Here is a 15,299-nt window from a genome sequence, read left to right on the forward strand (position 1 = left end):
GCGCCTGATGGCGGCAACAGAAGAATAACTACAGCGCAAGGCATCGGCCAAGAAATCAGACCCATCCCCGCATGCAAACGATGGATTATATAACGGCCCGCCCGGCCGGCACGCGGGGCGCCACGAGCGCGGGCGCGGGGCGCCCCGGCAGAGACTCAAAACTTCGGTACAATAGCGCCTCTTCGCGCCCGTAGTTCAATGGATAGAATGAGAGTTTCCGAAGCTCTTGATACAGGTTCGATTCCTGTCGGGCGCGCCAGAATATCAATGGCCTGGTTTTTCCTGGGCCCGAAGCGCGCAGATCAGCGCGCCTGAAGCTCCTGATTTCGCTGACATCGGCCGGGTCATCGAGGACGTCCATGGCGAAGACCTGGGAGCGATCATCGCCGCCACTCTCTCTCAATTTGCTCCACCATCGCCCCGGCCACCGGCGTTTGCTCCCTGGCTTTCAGGGTGACCATCCCCAATACACGGCTCACCCTGGGCTGCACCAGCGGTCGGACGACCAATCCCAGACTCAGTGCATCTGCCAGCGTGCCCTCTGGCACGATGGCAATCCCCACGCCTTTCGCCACGAACTGCATCATCGTGGTGAACTGCGTCACGGTAATCGTGTGCGCCAGGTTCAACCCTGCCGTTACCGCTGTTGCATCGATCAACCTCCTGGTACGCGAATCGGACGGTAGCGACACCATCTGTTCGTTCTGAACCGCGCTCCACGACACCTGTTTGCGCTTCTCCAGCGCATGGCCCTTGGGCAGCACCACATGAAAGTACTGCGTGCTCAATGGTTTTTGCGTGAAGATCGAAGCAATATCGTCCAGGTAGGTCAGTCCGATATCCGCCACCCCTGACCTGACGCTTTCAATGACATTGCCGTGTACGCCTTCGTAGACGTGGATATTCACCCCAGGATGTTCGCGCTTGTAGCGTGCCACGATGGACGGCAGCACCGTGCAAGCTACCGACATCACGGACGCAATAACTACCTGCCCCCGCTGCTGGGTAGACCGCCCTTGTACGGCTTTCAGGTAGATCTGCATATCGTTCAACACCCGTTCGGCCAAGGCGACGAATTCTTTGCCGGCCTCGGTGATTTCCACGCTGCGGGTGGTGCGGTTGAACAGAGTCAGGCCGACCAGGCGTTCCACGCGTTGTACGGTGCGCGTCAGCACGGGTTGGGAGATTTCCAGTGCAATGGCGGCGGCGTTGAAGCTGCCGTAGTCGGCCACGGTTTTGACGGCTAGCAGTTCCTTGGCGCTGAGGTCGAGCTGGTCGGGATGGATCATGGCGGTCACTCGCAAGACAGATGGCGACGAACAAAGCGGCGCTCGCCGCATTTCCTATTTATGCTGATTCGACAATTATCTCAGTCAATAGATTCCAATTGGAAATAATAAGCGCAGTCTCTAAGATCAGCTCATCCCCTTCAAGGAGCAGAAGAGATGAGCGCAGCCATGCAGGAAGATCGGGTCGATGCGGGCGTCGATCTGGTGGAGTACTACTACGAAAAGGGCTTTAGCGATGGCCTGCCGGTAGTGCCGCCGACGCAGGAAAAAATCGACGCCGTGGTGCGGGCGTTGGGCGGGGATCCGGAATTCGTTGAATGCAAAGTGGCGCCGCGTTGGGGAGAACTGACGCGCGAGGTGCTGGCTATCAATATGGTGATGGCGGGCTGCAAGCCGGAATACGCGCCGGTGGTGCGGGCGGCCATGCTGGCGTTGACGGATGCGGCGTTCAACCTGAATGGCGTACAGGCCACCACGCATGTGGCTTCGCCGCTGATCGTGGTGAATGGGCCGCTGGCGCAGGCGCTGGGCATGAACGGCGGGGCAAATGCGTTTGGGTCGGGCAACCGGGCCAATGCGACGATCGGGCGGGCGGTGCGCCTGGTCATGCTGAATGTGGGCGGCGCCTGGCCGGGAGACTTGGACAAGAGCACGTTGGGGCATCCGGGCAAATACACATATTGCGTGGCCGAGAACGAGGCGCAGAGCCCGCTGGCGCCGTATCACGTGGAACACGGCTATCGGCCGGAAGATTCCACCGTGTTCGCCATTGCGGCCGAGGCGCCGCATAGCGCGACCAACCACGTGTCGAATGATCCGGAAGGCATCCTGGACACGATCTGTTCCGCCATGAGCACGATCGCATCGAATACGGCGGTGCTGGGCGGTCATATGGCGGTGGCGCTGGGACTGGAGCACGCGCGCACGATTGCGCAGCATGGCTGGAACCGGGCGGATATCCGCAATTACATCTTCATGAATCACGGCAATCGGTTCATCGATCTGGCGTACGGCCATCGCTACGGCAAGGTCTACAACCGCAATTTACCCAAGTGGTACAAGCGCCAGGACGACACGCGCATTCCGATTATCCACAGCCCGGACAACATCCATTTGTTTGTGATGGGCGGCGAGGCGGGGCGGTTTTCGGCCGTGATTCCGGGGTGGGGACACATGAGTACGCCGGTGTTGCGGCCGGTGGATGTGGCGGCCGCGCCGGAAGGGCCGGATTGTTCCAGCGGCACTTGCACGCTGTAATCGGGAGACCACGATGTTGATGAAAGCAGAAAATGGCCAGGTCCGCGTCTATGATCCACGCGGCGCGATTCGGTCCGTGGCGCTGCCCACGGCGCCGCGGCGGCAACGTCTGGATGGCTTGCGCCTGGGCGTTCTGGACAACTCCAAATGGAATGCCAACAAACTGTTGCGCGGTTCGATCGAGGCACTGCGCAAAGAGATCGATTTTGCCGCGGTGAATTATTACGTGAAGCACAGCTTCTCGAAGGACGCGGCGCCAGAACTGATCGAACAGATCATCGCCGAGAACGATATTGTGCTGACCGCAATAGGCGATTGCGGCTCGTGCACCTCCGGTTGCTTGCGCGACGCGATTGCGTTGGAGCAGCAGGGTGTGCCGACCGCGGTGATCGTGACGACCGAGTTCGTGAAGGAAACGGTGCTGACGCGCCAGGCGCTGGGTATGCACGAACTGGAGCCCATCATCATTGCGCATCCGGTCAGCTCGATCACGATGGAAGAGGTGGCGCACCGGGTGTCGCAGATTCTGCCGCAGGCGCAGGCAGTTTGGCAGGGTTTGCAAAGCGGTGCGGCACAGGAATACCTGAAATCCCATAGAACGCCCGACTGATTGCCGGGTTGCGGCGGCGGTGCCGCCAGGCTGCGTATGCGGCCTGGCCGGACCGGCGGGTTTATTGACGTAGGTTCATGGGCGGGGGCGGGGCATGGGCGCGCTATCCGGATTGCGGGTGCTGGATCTTTCGCGGGTGCTGGCCGGCCCTTGGTGCGCGCAGACGCTGGCGGACCTGGGGGCCGAGGTGGTCAAGGTGGAACGTACCGGCGCGGGGGACGATACCCGGGCCTGGGGGCCGCCTTGGCACAGTACGCCGTCGGGCGGCGAGCGGGATTCCGCTTACTTTCTCAGCGCGAACCGCAACAAGCAGTCGATCGCGGTGGATTTCTCGCGGCCAGAGGGCGCGGCACTGGTGCGCCAGATGGCGACGCGCTGCGATGTACTGGTCGAGAACTTCAAAGTGGGCAGTCTGGCGCGTTATGGCTTGTCGTACGAAGACCTGGCGCCCTTGAACCCGCGTCTGGTGTATTGCTCGATCACGGGTTTCGGGCAACACGGGCCTTATGCGCAGCGCGCGGGCTACGACTTCCTGATCCAGGGCATGGGCGGGCTGATGAGCATTACCGGCATTCCGGATGGACAGCCGGGCGCGGGCCCGCAGAAGGTGGGCGTGGCGCTGACGGATCTGCTGACAGGAATGTACGCTGCCACGGGCATTCTGGCCGCGGTGATGGAAAGCCGGGCCACCGGGCAGGGGCAGCACCTGGATGTGGCGCTGCTGGATGTACAGATCGCCAGCCTGGCCAACCAGGCCATGAATTATCTGGTGGGCGGCACGGCGCCGGGCCGCTTGGGCAATGCGCATCCCAATATCGTGCCGTACCAGGATTTCCGGACCCGCGATGGCTATCTGATTCTGGCGGTGGGCAATGACCTGCAGTTCCGGCGGTTCTGCCAGGTTTGCGGGCAGGCGGCATGGGCGGACGATCCGCGCTTCGCGACCAACCCCGCGCGCATCGCGCATCGGGATGAGCTCGTGGCCTCGATTGCCGCGGCCATGGTGCGGCACGACACGGCGGACTGGATAGCCAAGCTGGAAGCGGCGGGCGTGCCGTGCGGACCGATCAACACCATCGCCCAGGCGTTCGCGGACGAGCACGTGGTGCAGCGGCAGGCTCAAGTGTCGATTGCATCGGCCCGGAAGGGCCAAGTGCCTTCGGTGGCGAATCCGATCCGGTTGTCGCGCACGCCGGTGGAGTACCGCCATGCGCCGCCGGGGCTGGGACAGGATACCCGGCAGGTGCTGGGAGAGCTGTTGGCCATGACTCCCGGAGATATCGATCGATTGATGGAGCAAGGGGTGGTGGCAGGCAGCTAAGCCCCCTTCAGGCAGGCGCATCACCATAACCATAGCCTTCAAAGGAGCGAGACATGAAAGCCATTCAATTAGCGGCGGGACTGCTGCTGGGCGCGGCGACGGCGGTGCAGGCCGCGCCGGCATCGGCCGCGCCGGTGTATCCCAACAAGCCGATTACCCTGATCGTGCCGTTTCCGGCGGGCGGGCCGACAGATATCGTGGCGCGGGTGGTGGGGCAGAAACTATCCGCAGACCTTGGCCAGACCGTGGTGATCGATAACAAACCGGGAGCCAGCAGCGTAATCGGTGCGGGCCAGGTGGCGCGGGCGCCGGCGGACGGTTATACGCTGCTGCTGAATTATTCGGGGCACGTGATCAACCCATATTTGAAGGCGGATTTGCCTTTCGATCCGCTGAAGGATTTTGTGCCCATTGTGGGACTGGCATCCACGCCGCAGATTCTGGTTGTGTCGCCCAAGATAAAGGCGAAATCGCTGGCGGAGTTGATCCAGCAGGCCAAGACCTCGAAGGAGCCGCTGAGTTTTGCCTCATCCAGCGTGGGCGCGCCGGGACATTTGGCAGGCGAGCTGTTCGGCCAGATGGCCGGCGTGCGGCTCATGCACGTGCCCTACCGGGGTAGTGCGCCGGCGCTGACGGACTTGATAGGCGGGCAGGTGGACATGATGTTCGATAGCGCGCCGTCGTCGATTACCTTCGTGCGCTCCGGCAAGCTGCGCGCGCTGGGCGTGACTTCTACTGACCGTTCGGCTGTCGCGCCGGAGCTGCCCACCTTGAATGAGTCCGGGCTGAAGGGTTTTGCAATTACCACCTGGTATGGCGTGTGGGCGCCCAAAGGCACGCCGGCGGACATCGTGGCCCAGTTGAACCAGGCGTTGAACAAGGTATTGGCCGACCCCGCCGTCAGGGAAAAGCTGCTGCAGGCCGGAGCGGATCCGCTGGGCGGCTCGCAAGAAGGCTTCGCGGCATTTTGCCAGTCGGAATCGGAACGCTACGGCGCCATTGTGAAAGCCGCGCATATACAGCCTCAAGCGTAAAACGGAGAAAGGCGTGAGCAAGCATGCCAAGGTGTTGATTCTGGGTTCCGGGCCGGCGGGCTACAGCGCTGCTATTTACGCGGCGCGCGCCAATCTGCGGCCGGTGTTGATTACCGGCATGGCGCAGGGCGGGCAGCTGATGACGACCACGGATGTGGAGAACTGGCCCGGCCACGGGGCCGGAATCCAGGGGCCGGAACTGATGCAGCACTTGCAGGCGCATGCCGAACGCCTGGATACCGAGATCATCCTGGACCATATCGTCCAGGTCGATGTGTCGCGGCGTCCGTTCTCGCTGATGGGCGATGGCGGGGCCCGTTATACCTGCGATGCGCTGATCATCGCCACCGGCGCGGCGGCACAGTACCTGGGCCTGCCATCCGAGCAAGCATTCATGGGGCGGGGCGTGTCGGGCTGCGCGGTGTGCGATGGATTCTTCTATCGCGACCAGGACGTGGTGGTGGTGGGCGGTGGCAATACGGCGGTGGAAGAGGCGCTATACCTGGCCGGATTATGCCGTAGCGTGACGCTGGTGCATCGGCGCGACAAGTTCCGCGCCGAACCGATTCTGGTGGACCGGCTGATGGCGCAGCAGGCGACCGGCGTGGTGCGGCTGAAACTGTCCTGCGAACTGGACGAGGTGCTGGGCGATGCGTCGGGGGTGACAGGCGTGCGTCTGCGCCAGGTGCGGACGGGGGAGCGGGAAGCCGTGGATACGCGTGGCGTGTTCATTGCGATTGGCCACAAGCCGAACACCGCCATCTTCCAGGGACAATTGGCGATGGAGAACGGGTATATCCAGACGCAGGGCGGCGCACTGGGGCTGGCCACGCAAACTTCAGTGGCCGGCGTGTTTGCCGCGGGCGATGTGCAGGATCATGTATATCGCCAGGCCATTACCAGCGCGGGCACGGGATGCATGGCGGCGCTGGATGCGCAGCGCTGGCTGGAAAGCCAGGCCGACGTGGTTCAAACTTGAGGTCAGGCTTGTGCCTGCGCGGTCTGGGCATTGCCGTGCTGCCCAGACCGCTGGGTGATGCCGTGCCTGGATTGCAGCGTATCGAAACGCCCGACCAGCCCCCCCACCAGAGATACATGGATGGGCTATCACCACGACCTGCGGTACATGGATCGGCTGCGGGCAATGCTGGATATCGCCGGTACGATGCTGGCGGGCTCCGCGTCCTAGCCCGCCTGGCCGCTGCCAGGACGCCAACCCGCAGCGGCCATCTCGAAGCTGGCAAAGTCGAACCCGGGCGCGACGGTGCAGCCTACCAGGGTGAAACGCCCCAAGGGCCTGGCGGCTTGCCAGAAGCCGGCGGGCACCACAGCCTGCGGCCGTTCCCCGTTGGCCAGGTCGATCCCCAGCGTGATGTCCTCGACTTGCTCGCCATTGGATACGCTCAGCAGCAGTGGGTCGCCGGCATAGAAATGCCAGACTTCCGCCGCATCGCGGACGCGGTGCCAGTGAGACTTGTCGCCGGCTTCAAGCAAATAGTAGATTGCCGTGGAATGGGCGCGCGCCTGGCCCTGGGCATCGCGGAAAGTTTCGACGAACCACCCGCCTTCCGGATGACGTTGCATGCCCAGGGTGTGGATGATCTGGCTGGCTTCCATGTCGATGCTCGCTGTGTTTCTGGAACGATTGCTTTGGATACGGACCGTCGGCCCATACGTGCAGGCCCGGACCGCCGGTGTCATAGCGTACCGCGGGCTGCGTCAACCGCCGCGCGCGCACGCTGAACCAGCCGCAGCAGCCAGCCCGCCGGCGATTCGGCCAAGGGGCTGGCGGTGCGCCACGATTTTCCTAATAACCCTCGCGGCCGTATCAGCGGCGCGAGGCGTGCCGGCGTCGGGATCGAATGGCCCACATCTGCAGCGCCGAACCCAGCGCGAAGACCAGCAGCCATGCCGCCAACGTGCCGCGCACGATGGGTGATTCCGGTCCGGCGGCCAGAGGGTGGGCAACCGGCAGGCGCGTCAAGGTTTCGTTGATGCCAGGCACCAGCAGCAGGAAGAAGCTGAACGAGAATCCGAACTGGGACAGATACGCTTGTGTGCGCCCCAGCACCGGCAGCCGCGGCGCGGCCAAGGCCCCGCCTATGGCCAGCAACGCCAGGATGCCCAATGCGTGGCCCACGTTGAATCCGCCGGTACTGGAAAGCCCGAACGACGTCACCACAGCCAGCACCAGCCCGCCCAGGTAGAGCTTTCCCGAGACGGTGGCGCGCTCGATCCCTCGGTGGCGCCAGAAGCTGTAGACGCCCGCCACAAAGGGAATGGCGCTGACAAGGGTGTGAATTACCCCCAGGGTGGAAAGAGGATGCGGCATTTGATGAGAGCTCCGATAAAGCGGGATGGTGCCTGTTGGCAACCAACTAGTTGGTCGATTGATGGTGCAAAAAATAGCGGCCCGTCCCGATCAGGCCGCCGCCAGCCTGGCGATCGCAGCGCGCGAGACAGCCTGGAAGGCCGCGGGGTCACCGAACGCGCGCGCCGTCAGCATGGCGCCGTGCACGGTGGACATGAATGTCCGGGCCTCCGCGGCGGCGCTGTCCCTCAGCTGGAACAGCCCCTTGGCCGAGCCTTCTTCCAGCACGGCGGCGATCCAGGCGGTCAGGTCGGCGAAATAGCCGCTGACTTCGTCCGCGATGTCTGGCGGAATCATGGGCATTTCGGCCACCAGCATGGCGCAGATGCATATGGGCGCCGTGCCCTCGCGTATGCATTTGGCCCAGTATTCCGTGTAGGCATTCAGCCGCGCCAGCGGATCGGGCACGTGGGCATCCAGGGCGGCCAGCCCTTCTCGTGCCTGCTGGCGGTGCAGCGTCACCACGGTCAGGACAAGTTCCGCCTTGCTGGGGAAATGATGATGGATGCTGGGCTTGCCGATGCGCACTCGTTCGGACAGGTCGGCATAGCTGAACCCGTTATAGCCGCCGGCGGCTAGCAGCACCTTGGTGTGCTCGGCGATTTCGGCGGCGCGGGGGGAGAGTTCCAGATTCATAGGCAGCCAATCTACTAGTTGGTCGGTTGGCTGTCAAGCACCCCATAACGTGCCCCGATGGCGCGACGCACGGTGTTGCCGTGCGTGCGCCTGCCTTTTCGATTTACGGCCCGTTTACTCCGGCTTGATCCCGGCCGCCTTGACCACCCCGCCCCACTTTCGCAATTCAGCCTTCTGGAAGTCATCCAGCTCCGCGGCGGTCGTCGTCCAGGCCTGGGTCGCCGAATGGCGGAAGAAATCCTGGGCGCCCTGGCTGCCCACGGCCGCCACCAACCACTGCCGCAAGGCATCGGCTACCGCGGCGGGCGTGCCGCGCGGCACGTAGGCGGCAAACCAGTAACCCATGTCGTAACCTTTGATGCCGGCCTCGTCCAGGGTCGGCACCTGGGGAAGCCGCGGCAGGCGCTCCCGGGTAGATGCGCCCAGCGGGCGCAATCTGCCGGCTTCGATCTGCGACAAGCCGGTGACGGTGTCGATGACCATCATGTCGATATGGCCGCCCAGCAAATCATTGAGGGCATTGGGGTTGCTGTTGTAGCCCACCCAGACGATATCGGTGCCGGTCAGCTGCTTGAGCATTTCCCCCGCCATGCGGCTGGACGAATTGCCGCTGCCGAAGCTCAGTTTTCCCGGATCCTGCCGGGCGGCGCGGACCACATCGTGCACCGTCTTGAATGGCGCGTCCGCGCGCACCACCAGCACCTGGCCGCCGCGTCCCAGGCCGGTCAGGGGCATGAAGTCCGTCATCGGGTCGTACGGAAGCTTCTTGAAAAGATGGGGGTTGGCGGCCTGCGTCGTGTTGGTGGTGATCAGCACGGTATAGCCATCGCCGCGGGCACGGGCGACATGCTGCGCGGCGATCATGCCGCTTGCCCCCGGCCGGTTTTCCACCACGACGGCCTGCCCGGCCTGTTCGGTGACGGACGCCGACAGGGCGCGCGCCAACAGGTCGGTGGCGCTGCCGGCGCCGAATGGCACCACGAAAGTGATGGGCTTGTCGGGATAATCGGCGGCGTGCGCCGGCCAGGTGGCGGCGAAGCCGAGAAGCAGCGAAACCGCCGCCTGGCGGACCTTGCGTATTAACGTATGGGTCATGATGGTTGTCTCCTCAGTCGCGTGCGCGTCGCGCCAGGAAATCGCGCACGGTGGTTTTGTGTTCTTCTCCGCATAGCAGAATGGCCTGCATGGCCGCGGCTGCCTCTAGCGCCACCGGCAATGTCGATTCGGCGGCGTCCAGAACGAGGCGCTTGGCCATGCGCAGAGCCTGGGGCGGGTTGGATGCGATCCGCTTTGCCAACGCGGTACTGGTTTCATCCAGGGCGTCGGGTGCCACCACGCGCGACACCAGGCCCAGCTGCAATGCCGTGGCGGCATCGATGAACTCGCTGGTCAGCGTCAGTTCCAGCGCCTTGGCCCTGCCCACCAGCCGCGCCAGGAACCACGCGCCGCCTATGCCGGACACCAGTCCCAGCCGCAGAAAGCTCTCCGCGAACGTGGCGCGAGTACTGGCCACGCGCAGGTCGCACATCAGCGCCAGGTCGCAGCCCGCACCGACCGCGGCGCCGTTGACTGCCGCGATGGACGGCATCTGCAATGCCTGCAAGGCCAGGGTGATGCGATGCAGCGTTGATTTCAGCCTGGCGCGCACCTGTAGCGCCGTTCCCTGCATCAAGTCGGACCCGCGCTCCATGTCCTTCACATTGCCACCCGTGCAGAAGTGGCTGCCGGTGGACCTCAGCAGTACACAATGCACGTCGGGCAGCGTATTCGCCTGCTCCAGCGCGTCGGCCAGCGCCTGCGCCATGTCCACCGACATGGCGTTGCCGGTGCGGGGGGCGTTCATGCTCAGTACGAGCACGCCATCGGCAATGTCCTGCTGGACCAGCCCCGGTGCTGCGGATTCATCGGAACGCATTGCGGTCTCCTCTTTTTCATGTCGTGGGTTGTGATGCCATGGCCAGTGCGCCGCTTTCGACCATGGCATCGATCTCGGCCGCGCTGTAGCCGCACTCTCGCAGCACCTGGCGGTTGTGCTGCCCCAGTGTGGGAGCGGCCATGGCGGTACCCTGGCCGGCCATTGCGCCGGCCGGCCCGGGTGCGAAACCGGGCATGCGGACCTTCCCGGCCACCGGATGCTGCATCCAGCTGTCGATGCCACTGGCGGCGTATTCCGGCGATTGGACGACGTCGTCGTAGCTGGCAACCGGCGCGCACAGAATGTCGTGCTGCATCAACAGGTCTATCCACGCCTGCGTGGTGCGCCGCTGGAACAGCGGGGTCAGGGTGGCGCGCAGCGCATCGCGGTTCGCGACGCGGCTGGCGTTGCTGGCGTAGCGCGGGTCGAGCTCCAGCGCGGGCACGCCCAGCACGGCACACAGGGCCTGCCAGCGCTGGGGATGGTAGGCGGCCACCATGATCCAGCCGTCGCGGGTACGGTAGGCCTCGTTGGGAGCGGCGTATGGCGCCGCGCTGCCGGTCCGGGCCGGCAGCGCCCCGGCGGCGAAGTACGAGGCAAGGCCGATCTGCTGCAGCATCAGCGTTGCGTTGTACAGGCTGATGTCCAGGTACTGGCCCTGTCCGGTATGCTGCGCCGCGTTGCGCGCCGCCAGGATGGCGATGGTCGCCAGATAGCCGGTGACCATGTCCGCGACGGGAATCGCGACCTTCATGGGTTCGCTGTCCGCGCTGCCCAGGGTGCTCATCAAGCCGCTGGCGGCCTGGATGATGCCGTCCACGCCGGGGCGGTCGCGCAGCGGCCCCACCTGGCCGTAGGCGGAAATCGAGCAATACACCAGGCGGCGGTGGCTGCCGGCCAGCGCGGCGTAATCCAGGCCGAATGCGCGCATCACGCCCGGCCGGAAATTCTCCACCACCACGTCCGCGCCCTGTATCAGCCGGCGCGCGGCATCCCGGCCGTCCGGAGATTTCAGGTTGAGCGCCACGCCGCGCTTGTTGCGGTTGACGCTGAGGTATACCGCGCTTTCTCCCGCGATCCAGGGCGGGCCGATGCGCCGTCCCAGCTCTCCCTCCGGAGGCTCGATCTTGACCACATCGGCACCCATGTCGGCCAGCATCATGGTGCACACGGGACCCGCCAGCACATGCGAAAAGTCGATTACTCGCAAACCGCGCAAGCTGCGCTCGAACATACCCTGGCTCCTGGACGGCACGGCGCGACTGGCGGCCGTGCATGCTTGTCATGGCAGGCAGGATAGGCAGCGGCACCCGGAGGGGCAATCGACTTTATCGTCGCTATGCGTTGACTTTTTGTAAAAGCCCGCCTGCAGGCGGCTGCTCAGGAAGCCACGAGCGCCGCCAGCCAGTCGCGGAACGCGCGCAACGCGCCGGATGACGGCCTGCCCGTAGGCCAGGCGAAGTAATAGGTGTAGTCGCCGCGGTCGAGCACCATGCCCAGCGGGGCCTCCAGCGTGCCGTCCGCCAGTTCTTTTTCGATGAGCGCTTTCTGGGCCATGGCCACGCCGTGGCCTTCGATGGCCGCCTGATAGGCAAGCAACGAGGTTTCGTACTTCATGCCCTGCCCGGGGTGCACGTGGCGCAGGCCCGCCGCGCGCAGCCACAGCCCCCAGTCGTCCGGGCGCGCCATGGAATGCAGCAGCGTCTGCGCCGCCAGTTGCTTCTTGTACTTCAGACGCATGGCCGGCGCCGCCACGGGAATGAGTTCGTTGCGTACCAGTCGCAATGTGCGCACGCCCGCCCAACGGCCTTCGCCCAGTTCGATGCCGGCATCGATGTCTTCGCGCTGGAAGTCGAGCGGGGCGAACGAAGTCGTGACCTGCACGTCGATATTCTTGTGCAGCTGGTGGAAGCCGGCCAGGCGCGGAATCAGCCAGCGAACCGCGAAGGTAGCCGGCGAGCGTATTCGCAGGGTATCGCGGCCCGAACTGCTGCGGGTTACCGCCTGCGTGGCTTCCCGCAAGGCGGCGAACAGGGGCATCAAGTCGGACAGGTAGCGCGCGCCGGCGGGAGTAAGCTCCAGCCGGCCGCGAACACGCGCGAACAACGCTGTTCCCAGATAACTTTCCAGCGCGCGGACTTGCCTGCTCACCGCCGCGGGGGTGACGCATAATTCGTCCGCAGCCTTCGAGATGCTGAGCAGCCGGCCCGTGGCCTCGAAGGCCCGGGCGGGATTCAGGGGGGGCAGGAGATCGCGGCGGGCCATGGTCGGCAGAGCGGAACACGGAATGCGCCGCTACTATAACGCCAAAGCCCTTGGCCTCAGCTGTCCAGCCCGCCCATCAGCACGTACTTCACTTCGACGTATTCCTCGATGCCGTAGAAGCTGCCTTCGCGCCCGTAACCGGATTGCTTGACGCCGCCGAACGGCACTGACGCCGTGCCGACCGACCCTGAATTCAGGATCACCATGCCCGCCTGGATATCCCGGGACATGCGGAATGCCCGCCCGACGTCCCGCGTATAAGCATAGGCCACCAGGCCGTATTCGGTATTGTTGGCTCTTTCGACCACCTCGTCCTCGCGGCCAAAGCGGTAGACAGGAAAGACGGGCCCGAAAATCTCGGTACGGGCTATTGCCATTTCGTCATTCAGGCCGGTCAGGATAGTCGGCTCGTAGAACAGCCCGCCTTTGACATGGGGCTTGCCCCCCAGCAGTGCCGACGCACCCTGCCGCCGAGTGTCTTCCACCAGGCGCGCCACCTTGTCGAAGCCCGCCTGGTTAATGAGCGGGCCGACCACGAATTCCTGCTGCATTCCGCTGTCCACGCGTACCCGGGCGACTTTTTCGGCCAGGGCGGCAACGAAGCGATCATGTATGGCCTCTTGCACATAGATGCGGTTGGGCGAAATGCAAACTTGCCCCGAATTCCTGAGCTTGGCGGCCACCAGGCCCGCCACGGCCTGTTCCACGTCGGCATCGTCGAAGACGATGAACGGCGCGTTGCCGCCCAGTTCAAGCGTCATCTTCTTCAGCGCGCGCCCGCTGGCGGTCGCCAGCAGCTTGCCCACCGCAGTGGACCCGGTGAAGGAGATCTTGCGGATGCGGTCGTCCTGCGTAAACAGTTCGCCGATGGCCTGCGGGTTTCCGGTCACCATCTCGAATACGCCCTCGGGAATGCCCGCCTTGCGGGCGTACTCCAGCAGCTTGTATGCCGTCAGCGGCGTTTCCTCGGACGGCTTGATCACCATCGTGCAGCCCGCCGCCAGCGCCGTGGCCACCTTGCGAGTAATCATCATGAAAGGAAAGTTCCAGGGCGTGATGGCCGCGGTGGGGCCGGCCGGCTCTTTCATGACCAGGACAGCGGCATTGCCAGCGTGCGACGGAATGGTGTCGCCATACACCCGCTTGGCTTCTTCGGCATACCACTCGATGAAACCGAGCCCGTAGTCGATTTCACCCAGGGCTTCGGCGAGGCATTTGCCGTTTTCGTTGACCATGATTTCGGCGAAGGCTTGCCTGTCGGCGCTGACCAGTTCGAACCAGCGGCGCAGCATGTCGCCGCGTTCCTTGGCCAAGGTGCGCGACCAGGCGGGGAAGGCGGCGCAAGTCCGGTCTATGGCGGCCTTGACCTCGGCGACACTCATGTCGGGGGCTTGCCCGACGATGGACCCATCGGCGGGATTGATGACGTTGATCATGATGTTTGCGGTTCCAGTTGATTGCCACGTCGGGTCGAGCGAAATGCGGCGACCCGGTGCTTGAATAATAGTTATGGGTAAACTGGATATGAATGGCTTTCAATCTGCTATTCTTGCCTGATCCTATGAGCGTTGAAATTTCGACGCAACTCCAGAAAACTATCCGGCCTGGTCTACGGAGGGCCTGACGATGACTGCAGCAGGCAACGCCGCCTCACGCGGGGCGCGCACCCTGGACAGGCGCCTGGCGACCATGCTGGAACGCCTGGCGCCTTGCGAGGGATACAACCTGAGTGCCTTGCCCGATGTCAGGTTCTTGCGCTCCAACCGTCCTTTGTCCGCCGTGCCGGTGCTTTACGACCCTGGCATCGTGTTCGTGTGCCAAGGCAGGAAGCGCGGGTACTTTGGCGACCAGGTCTACCTCTACGACGATCAGCACTATCTGGCGGTTTCGGTGCCGGTGCCGTTCACCATGGAAACCGACGCCAGCGCCCGGGAACCCCTGCTGGCGATCTACATGCATCTCGACTTGAAGCTGGCCGCGGACTTGATGTTGCAGATCGACCAGCACGGCGGGATAGAACCCGCGCAACCGCGCGGCCTGATGTCCACGCCAATGGACTCGCGGTTATGCGAATCCCTGGTGCGTTTCCTGGAAGCCATGAGCCGCCCGCTCGAATCCCGGATACTCGGCCCGGCGCTGGTTCGGGAGATCTATTTCCATGTGCTCACCGGAGAACAGGGCGCATCGATGCGGGCGGCGCTGGCCATGCATGGGCAGTTCGGCAAGATCGCCCGTGCGCTGCGCCGCATTCACGCATCGTTCAATGCCGATTTCAGCGTCGAGCAACTGGCGCGGGAGGCGGGAATGAGCGTGCCCACCTTCCATACGCACTTCAAGGCGGTAACCGAGACTTCGCCCGTGCAGTACGTGAAGTCGATACGCTTGCACCAGGCCCGCCTGCATATGGTGCGCAATGGCATGACGGCCGCGGCGGCAAGCGCCGAAGTCGGCTACGACAGCCCCTCTCAGTTCAGCCGCGAGTTCAAGCGCCTGTTCGGGCGCAGCCCGGTCGAAGAAGTCAGGCGGATGAAGGCGGAATTCGCCGTTCCGCCGGCCCACGCGGCTTCCGTGTATGTGTCTTCACACTGAGAACACGGCCGC

General features: G+C 64.2%; 15 protein-coding genes and 1 tRNA gene. 7 read left to right on the forward strand and 9 right to left on the reverse strand.

What is annotated here, in order from left to right; all coding sequences use genetic code 11:
• Nucleotides 1–184 precede the first annotated feature (184 nt).
• Nucleotides 185–259, forward strand: a tRNA-Arg gene (locus CAL24_RS01610).
• A gap of 121 nt (nucleotides 260–380) precedes the next feature.
• On the opposite strand, the gene CAL24_RS01615 is transcribed toward CAL24_RS01610, so the two are convergent.
• Nucleotides 381–1,289, reverse strand: a complete 909-nt coding sequence (locus tag CAL24_RS01615) for a LysR family transcriptional regulator (protein WP_028354608.1) — start codon at nucleotides 1,287–1,289, stop codon at nucleotides 381–383.
• A 156-nt stretch (nucleotides 1,290–1,445) separates the two neighbouring features.
• On the opposite strand from CAL24_RS01615, the gene CAL24_RS01620 reads away from it, so the two are divergent.
• The 5 genes from CAL24_RS01620 (at nucleotide 1,446) to trxB (ending at nucleotide 6,490) form a co-directional block, all read left to right on the forward strand.
• On the forward strand, nucleotides 1,446–2,546 hold the full coding sequence (locus CAL24_RS01620) for a hypothetical protein (RefSeq protein ID WP_028354609.1): 1,101 nt from the start codon (nucleotides 1,446–1,448) through the stop codon (nucleotides 2,544–2,546).
• 13 nt (nucleotides 2,547–2,559) lie between these two features.
• Entirely contained in the window at nucleotides 2,560–3,156 is a 597-nt protein-coding gene (locus CAL24_RS01625; protein WP_231501732.1) for a UGSC family (seleno)protein, read from the forward strand.
• 94 nt (nucleotides 3,157–3,250) lie between these two features.
• Nucleotides 3,251–4,477 carry a CaiB/BaiF CoA transferase family protein gene (locus CAL24_RS01630; protein WP_028354610.1) on the forward strand — a complete coding sequence of 409 codons (1,227 nt, stop codon included), beginning with the start codon at nucleotides 3,251–3,253 and terminating at the stop codon, nucleotides 4,475–4,477.
• A 53-nt stretch (nucleotides 4,478–4,530) separates the two neighbouring features.
• Entirely contained in the window at nucleotides 4,531–5,511 is a 981-nt protein-coding gene (locus CAL24_RS01635) for a Bug family tripartite tricarboxylate transporter substrate binding protein (protein ID WP_028354611.1), read from the forward strand.
• A gap of 13 nt (nucleotides 5,512–5,524) precedes the next feature.
• Complete coding sequence (gene trxB / locus CAL24_RS01640) at nucleotides 5,525–6,490, forward strand: thioredoxin-disulfide reductase (protein ID WP_094805543.1); 966 nt, start codon at nucleotides 5,525–5,527, stop codon at nucleotides 6,488–6,490.
• A 206-nt stretch (nucleotides 6,491–6,696) separates the two neighbouring features.
• Here trxB and CAL24_RS01650 read toward each other — a convergent pair whose 3' ends face one another.
• The 8 genes from CAL24_RS01650 to CAL24_RS01685 form a co-directional block, all read right to left on the reverse strand.
• Nucleotides 6,697–7,128 carry a cupin domain-containing protein gene (locus CAL24_RS01650; RefSeq protein WP_028354614.1) on the reverse strand — a complete coding sequence of 144 codons (432 nt, stop codon included), beginning with the start codon at nucleotides 7,126–7,128 and terminating at the stop codon, nucleotides 6,697–6,699.
• A gap of 211 nt (nucleotides 7,129–7,339) precedes the next feature.
• Nucleotides 7,340–7,843 (reverse strand): hypothetical protein, encoded by a 504-nt coding sequence (locus CAL24_RS01655; protein ID WP_094805544.1) that lies wholly within the window; start codon nucleotides 7,841–7,843, stop codon nucleotides 7,340–7,342.
• Nucleotides 7,844–7,933: 90 nt separating this feature from the next.
• Nucleotides 7,934–8,518 carry a TetR/AcrR family transcriptional regulator gene (locus tag CAL24_RS01660; protein WP_094805545.1) on the reverse strand — a complete coding sequence of 195 codons (585 nt, stop codon included), beginning with the start codon at nucleotides 8,516–8,518 and terminating at the stop codon, nucleotides 7,934–7,936.
• A gap of 114 nt (nucleotides 8,519–8,632) precedes the next feature.
• Nucleotides 8,633–9,613 carry a Bug family tripartite tricarboxylate transporter substrate binding protein gene (locus tag CAL24_RS01665; protein ID WP_094805546.1) on the reverse strand — a complete coding sequence of 327 codons (981 nt, stop codon included), beginning with the start codon at nucleotides 9,611–9,613 and terminating at the stop codon, nucleotides 8,633–8,635.
• A gap of 13 nt (nucleotides 9,614–9,626) precedes the next feature.
• Entirely contained in the window at nucleotides 9,627–10,433 is an 807-nt protein-coding gene (locus tag CAL24_RS01670) for an enoyl-CoA hydratase-related protein (protein ID WP_094805547.1), read from the reverse strand.
• 16 nt (nucleotides 10,434–10,449) lie between these two features.
• A complete protein-coding gene (locus tag CAL24_RS01675; RefSeq protein ID WP_094805548.1) occupies nucleotides 10,450–11,667 on the reverse strand; it encodes a CaiB/BaiF CoA transferase family protein in 1,218 nt (405 codons plus the stop codon).
• 146 nt (nucleotides 11,668–11,813) lie between these two features.
• Nucleotides 11,814–12,698, reverse strand: a complete 885-nt coding sequence (locus CAL24_RS01680; protein ID WP_094805549.1) for a LysR substrate-binding domain-containing protein — start codon at nucleotides 12,696–12,698, stop codon at nucleotides 11,814–11,816.
• A gap of 56 nt (nucleotides 12,699–12,754) precedes the next feature.
• On the reverse strand, nucleotides 12,755–14,134 hold the full coding sequence (locus CAL24_RS01685) for an NAD-dependent succinate-semialdehyde dehydrogenase (RefSeq protein ID WP_028354617.1): 1,380 nt from the start codon (nucleotides 14,132–14,134) through the stop codon (nucleotides 12,755–12,757).
• Between the two features lie 190 nt (nucleotides 14,135–14,324).
• Between CAL24_RS01685 and CAL24_RS01690 the strand changes: the two genes are divergently transcribed.
• The gene (locus CAL24_RS01690; RefSeq protein WP_081760412.1) at nucleotides 14,325–15,287 is read left to right on the forward strand and encodes an AraC family transcriptional regulator; all 963 of its coding nucleotides are present in this window, start codon (nucleotides 14,325–14,327) and stop codon (nucleotides 15,285–15,287) included.
• Nucleotides 15,288–15,299 lie beyond the last annotated feature (12 nt).

The sequence above is a fragment of the Bordetella genomosp. 2 genome, assembly GCF_002261345.1.
In the GTDB taxonomy this organism is placed as follows: domain Bacteria; phylum Pseudomonadota; class Gammaproteobacteria; order Burkholderiales; family Burkholderiaceae_B; genus Bordetella_A.

What these genes read in the sequence shown, in the direction of transcription:
- CAL24_RS01675 (WP_094805548.1), bottom strand. Translation starts at nt 11,667, where the DNA reads ATGTTCGAGCGCAGCTTGCGCGGTTTGCGAGTAATCGACTTTTCGCAT.
- CAL24_RS01630 (WP_028354610.1), top strand. Translation starts at nt 3,251, where the DNA reads ATGGGCGCGCTATCCGGATTGCGGGTGCTGGATCTTTCGCGGGTGCTG.
- CAL24_RS01665 (WP_094805546.1), bottom strand. Translation starts at nt 9,613, where the DNA reads ATGACCCATACGTTAATACGCAAGGTCCGCCAGGCGGCGGTTTCGCTG.
- CAL24_RS01685 (WP_028354617.1), bottom strand. Translation starts at nt 14,134, where the DNA reads ATGATCAACGTCATCAATCCCGCCGATGGGTCCATCGTCGGGCAAGCC.
- CAL24_RS01680 (WP_094805549.1), bottom strand. Translation starts at nt 12,698, where the DNA reads ATGGCCCGCCGCGATCTCCTGCCCCCCCTGAATCCCGCCCGGGCCTTC.
- CAL24_RS01690 (WP_081760412.1), top strand. Translation starts at nt 14,325, where the DNA reads ATGACTGCAGCAGGCAACGCCGCCTCACGCGGGGCGCGCACCCTGGAC.
- CAL24_RS01635 (WP_028354611.1), top strand. Translation starts at nt 4,531, where the DNA reads ATGAAAGCCATTCAATTAGCGGCGGGACTGCTGCTGGGCGCGGCGACG.
- CAL24_RS01620 (WP_028354609.1), top strand. Translation starts at nt 1,446, where the DNA reads ATGAGCGCAGCCATGCAGGAAGATCGGGTCGATGCGGGCGTCGATCTG.
- CAL24_RS01660 (WP_094805545.1), bottom strand. Translation starts at nt 8,518, where the DNA reads ATGAATCTGGAACTCTCCCCCCGCGCCGCCGAAATCGCCGAGCACACC.
- CAL24_RS01625 (WP_231501732.1), top strand. Translation starts at nt 2,560, where the DNA reads ATGTTGATGAAAGCAGAAAATGGCCAGGTCCGCGTCTATGATCCACGC.
- CAL24_RS01670 (WP_094805547.1), bottom strand. Translation starts at nt 10,433, where the DNA reads ATGCGTTCCGATGAATCCGCAGCACCGGGGCTGGTCCAGCAGGACATT.
- CAL24_RS01650 (WP_028354614.1), bottom strand. Translation starts at nt 7,128, where the DNA reads ATGGAAGCCAGCCAGATCATCCACACCCTGGGCATGCAACGTCATCCG.
- CAL24_RS01615 (WP_028354608.1), bottom strand. Translation starts at nt 1,289, where the DNA reads ATGATCCATCCCGACCAGCTCGACCTCAGCGCCAAGGAACTGCTAGCC.
- CAL24_RS01655 (WP_094805544.1), bottom strand. Translation starts at nt 7,843, where the DNA reads ATGCCGCATCCTCTTTCCACCCTGGGGGTAATTCACACCCTTGTCAGC.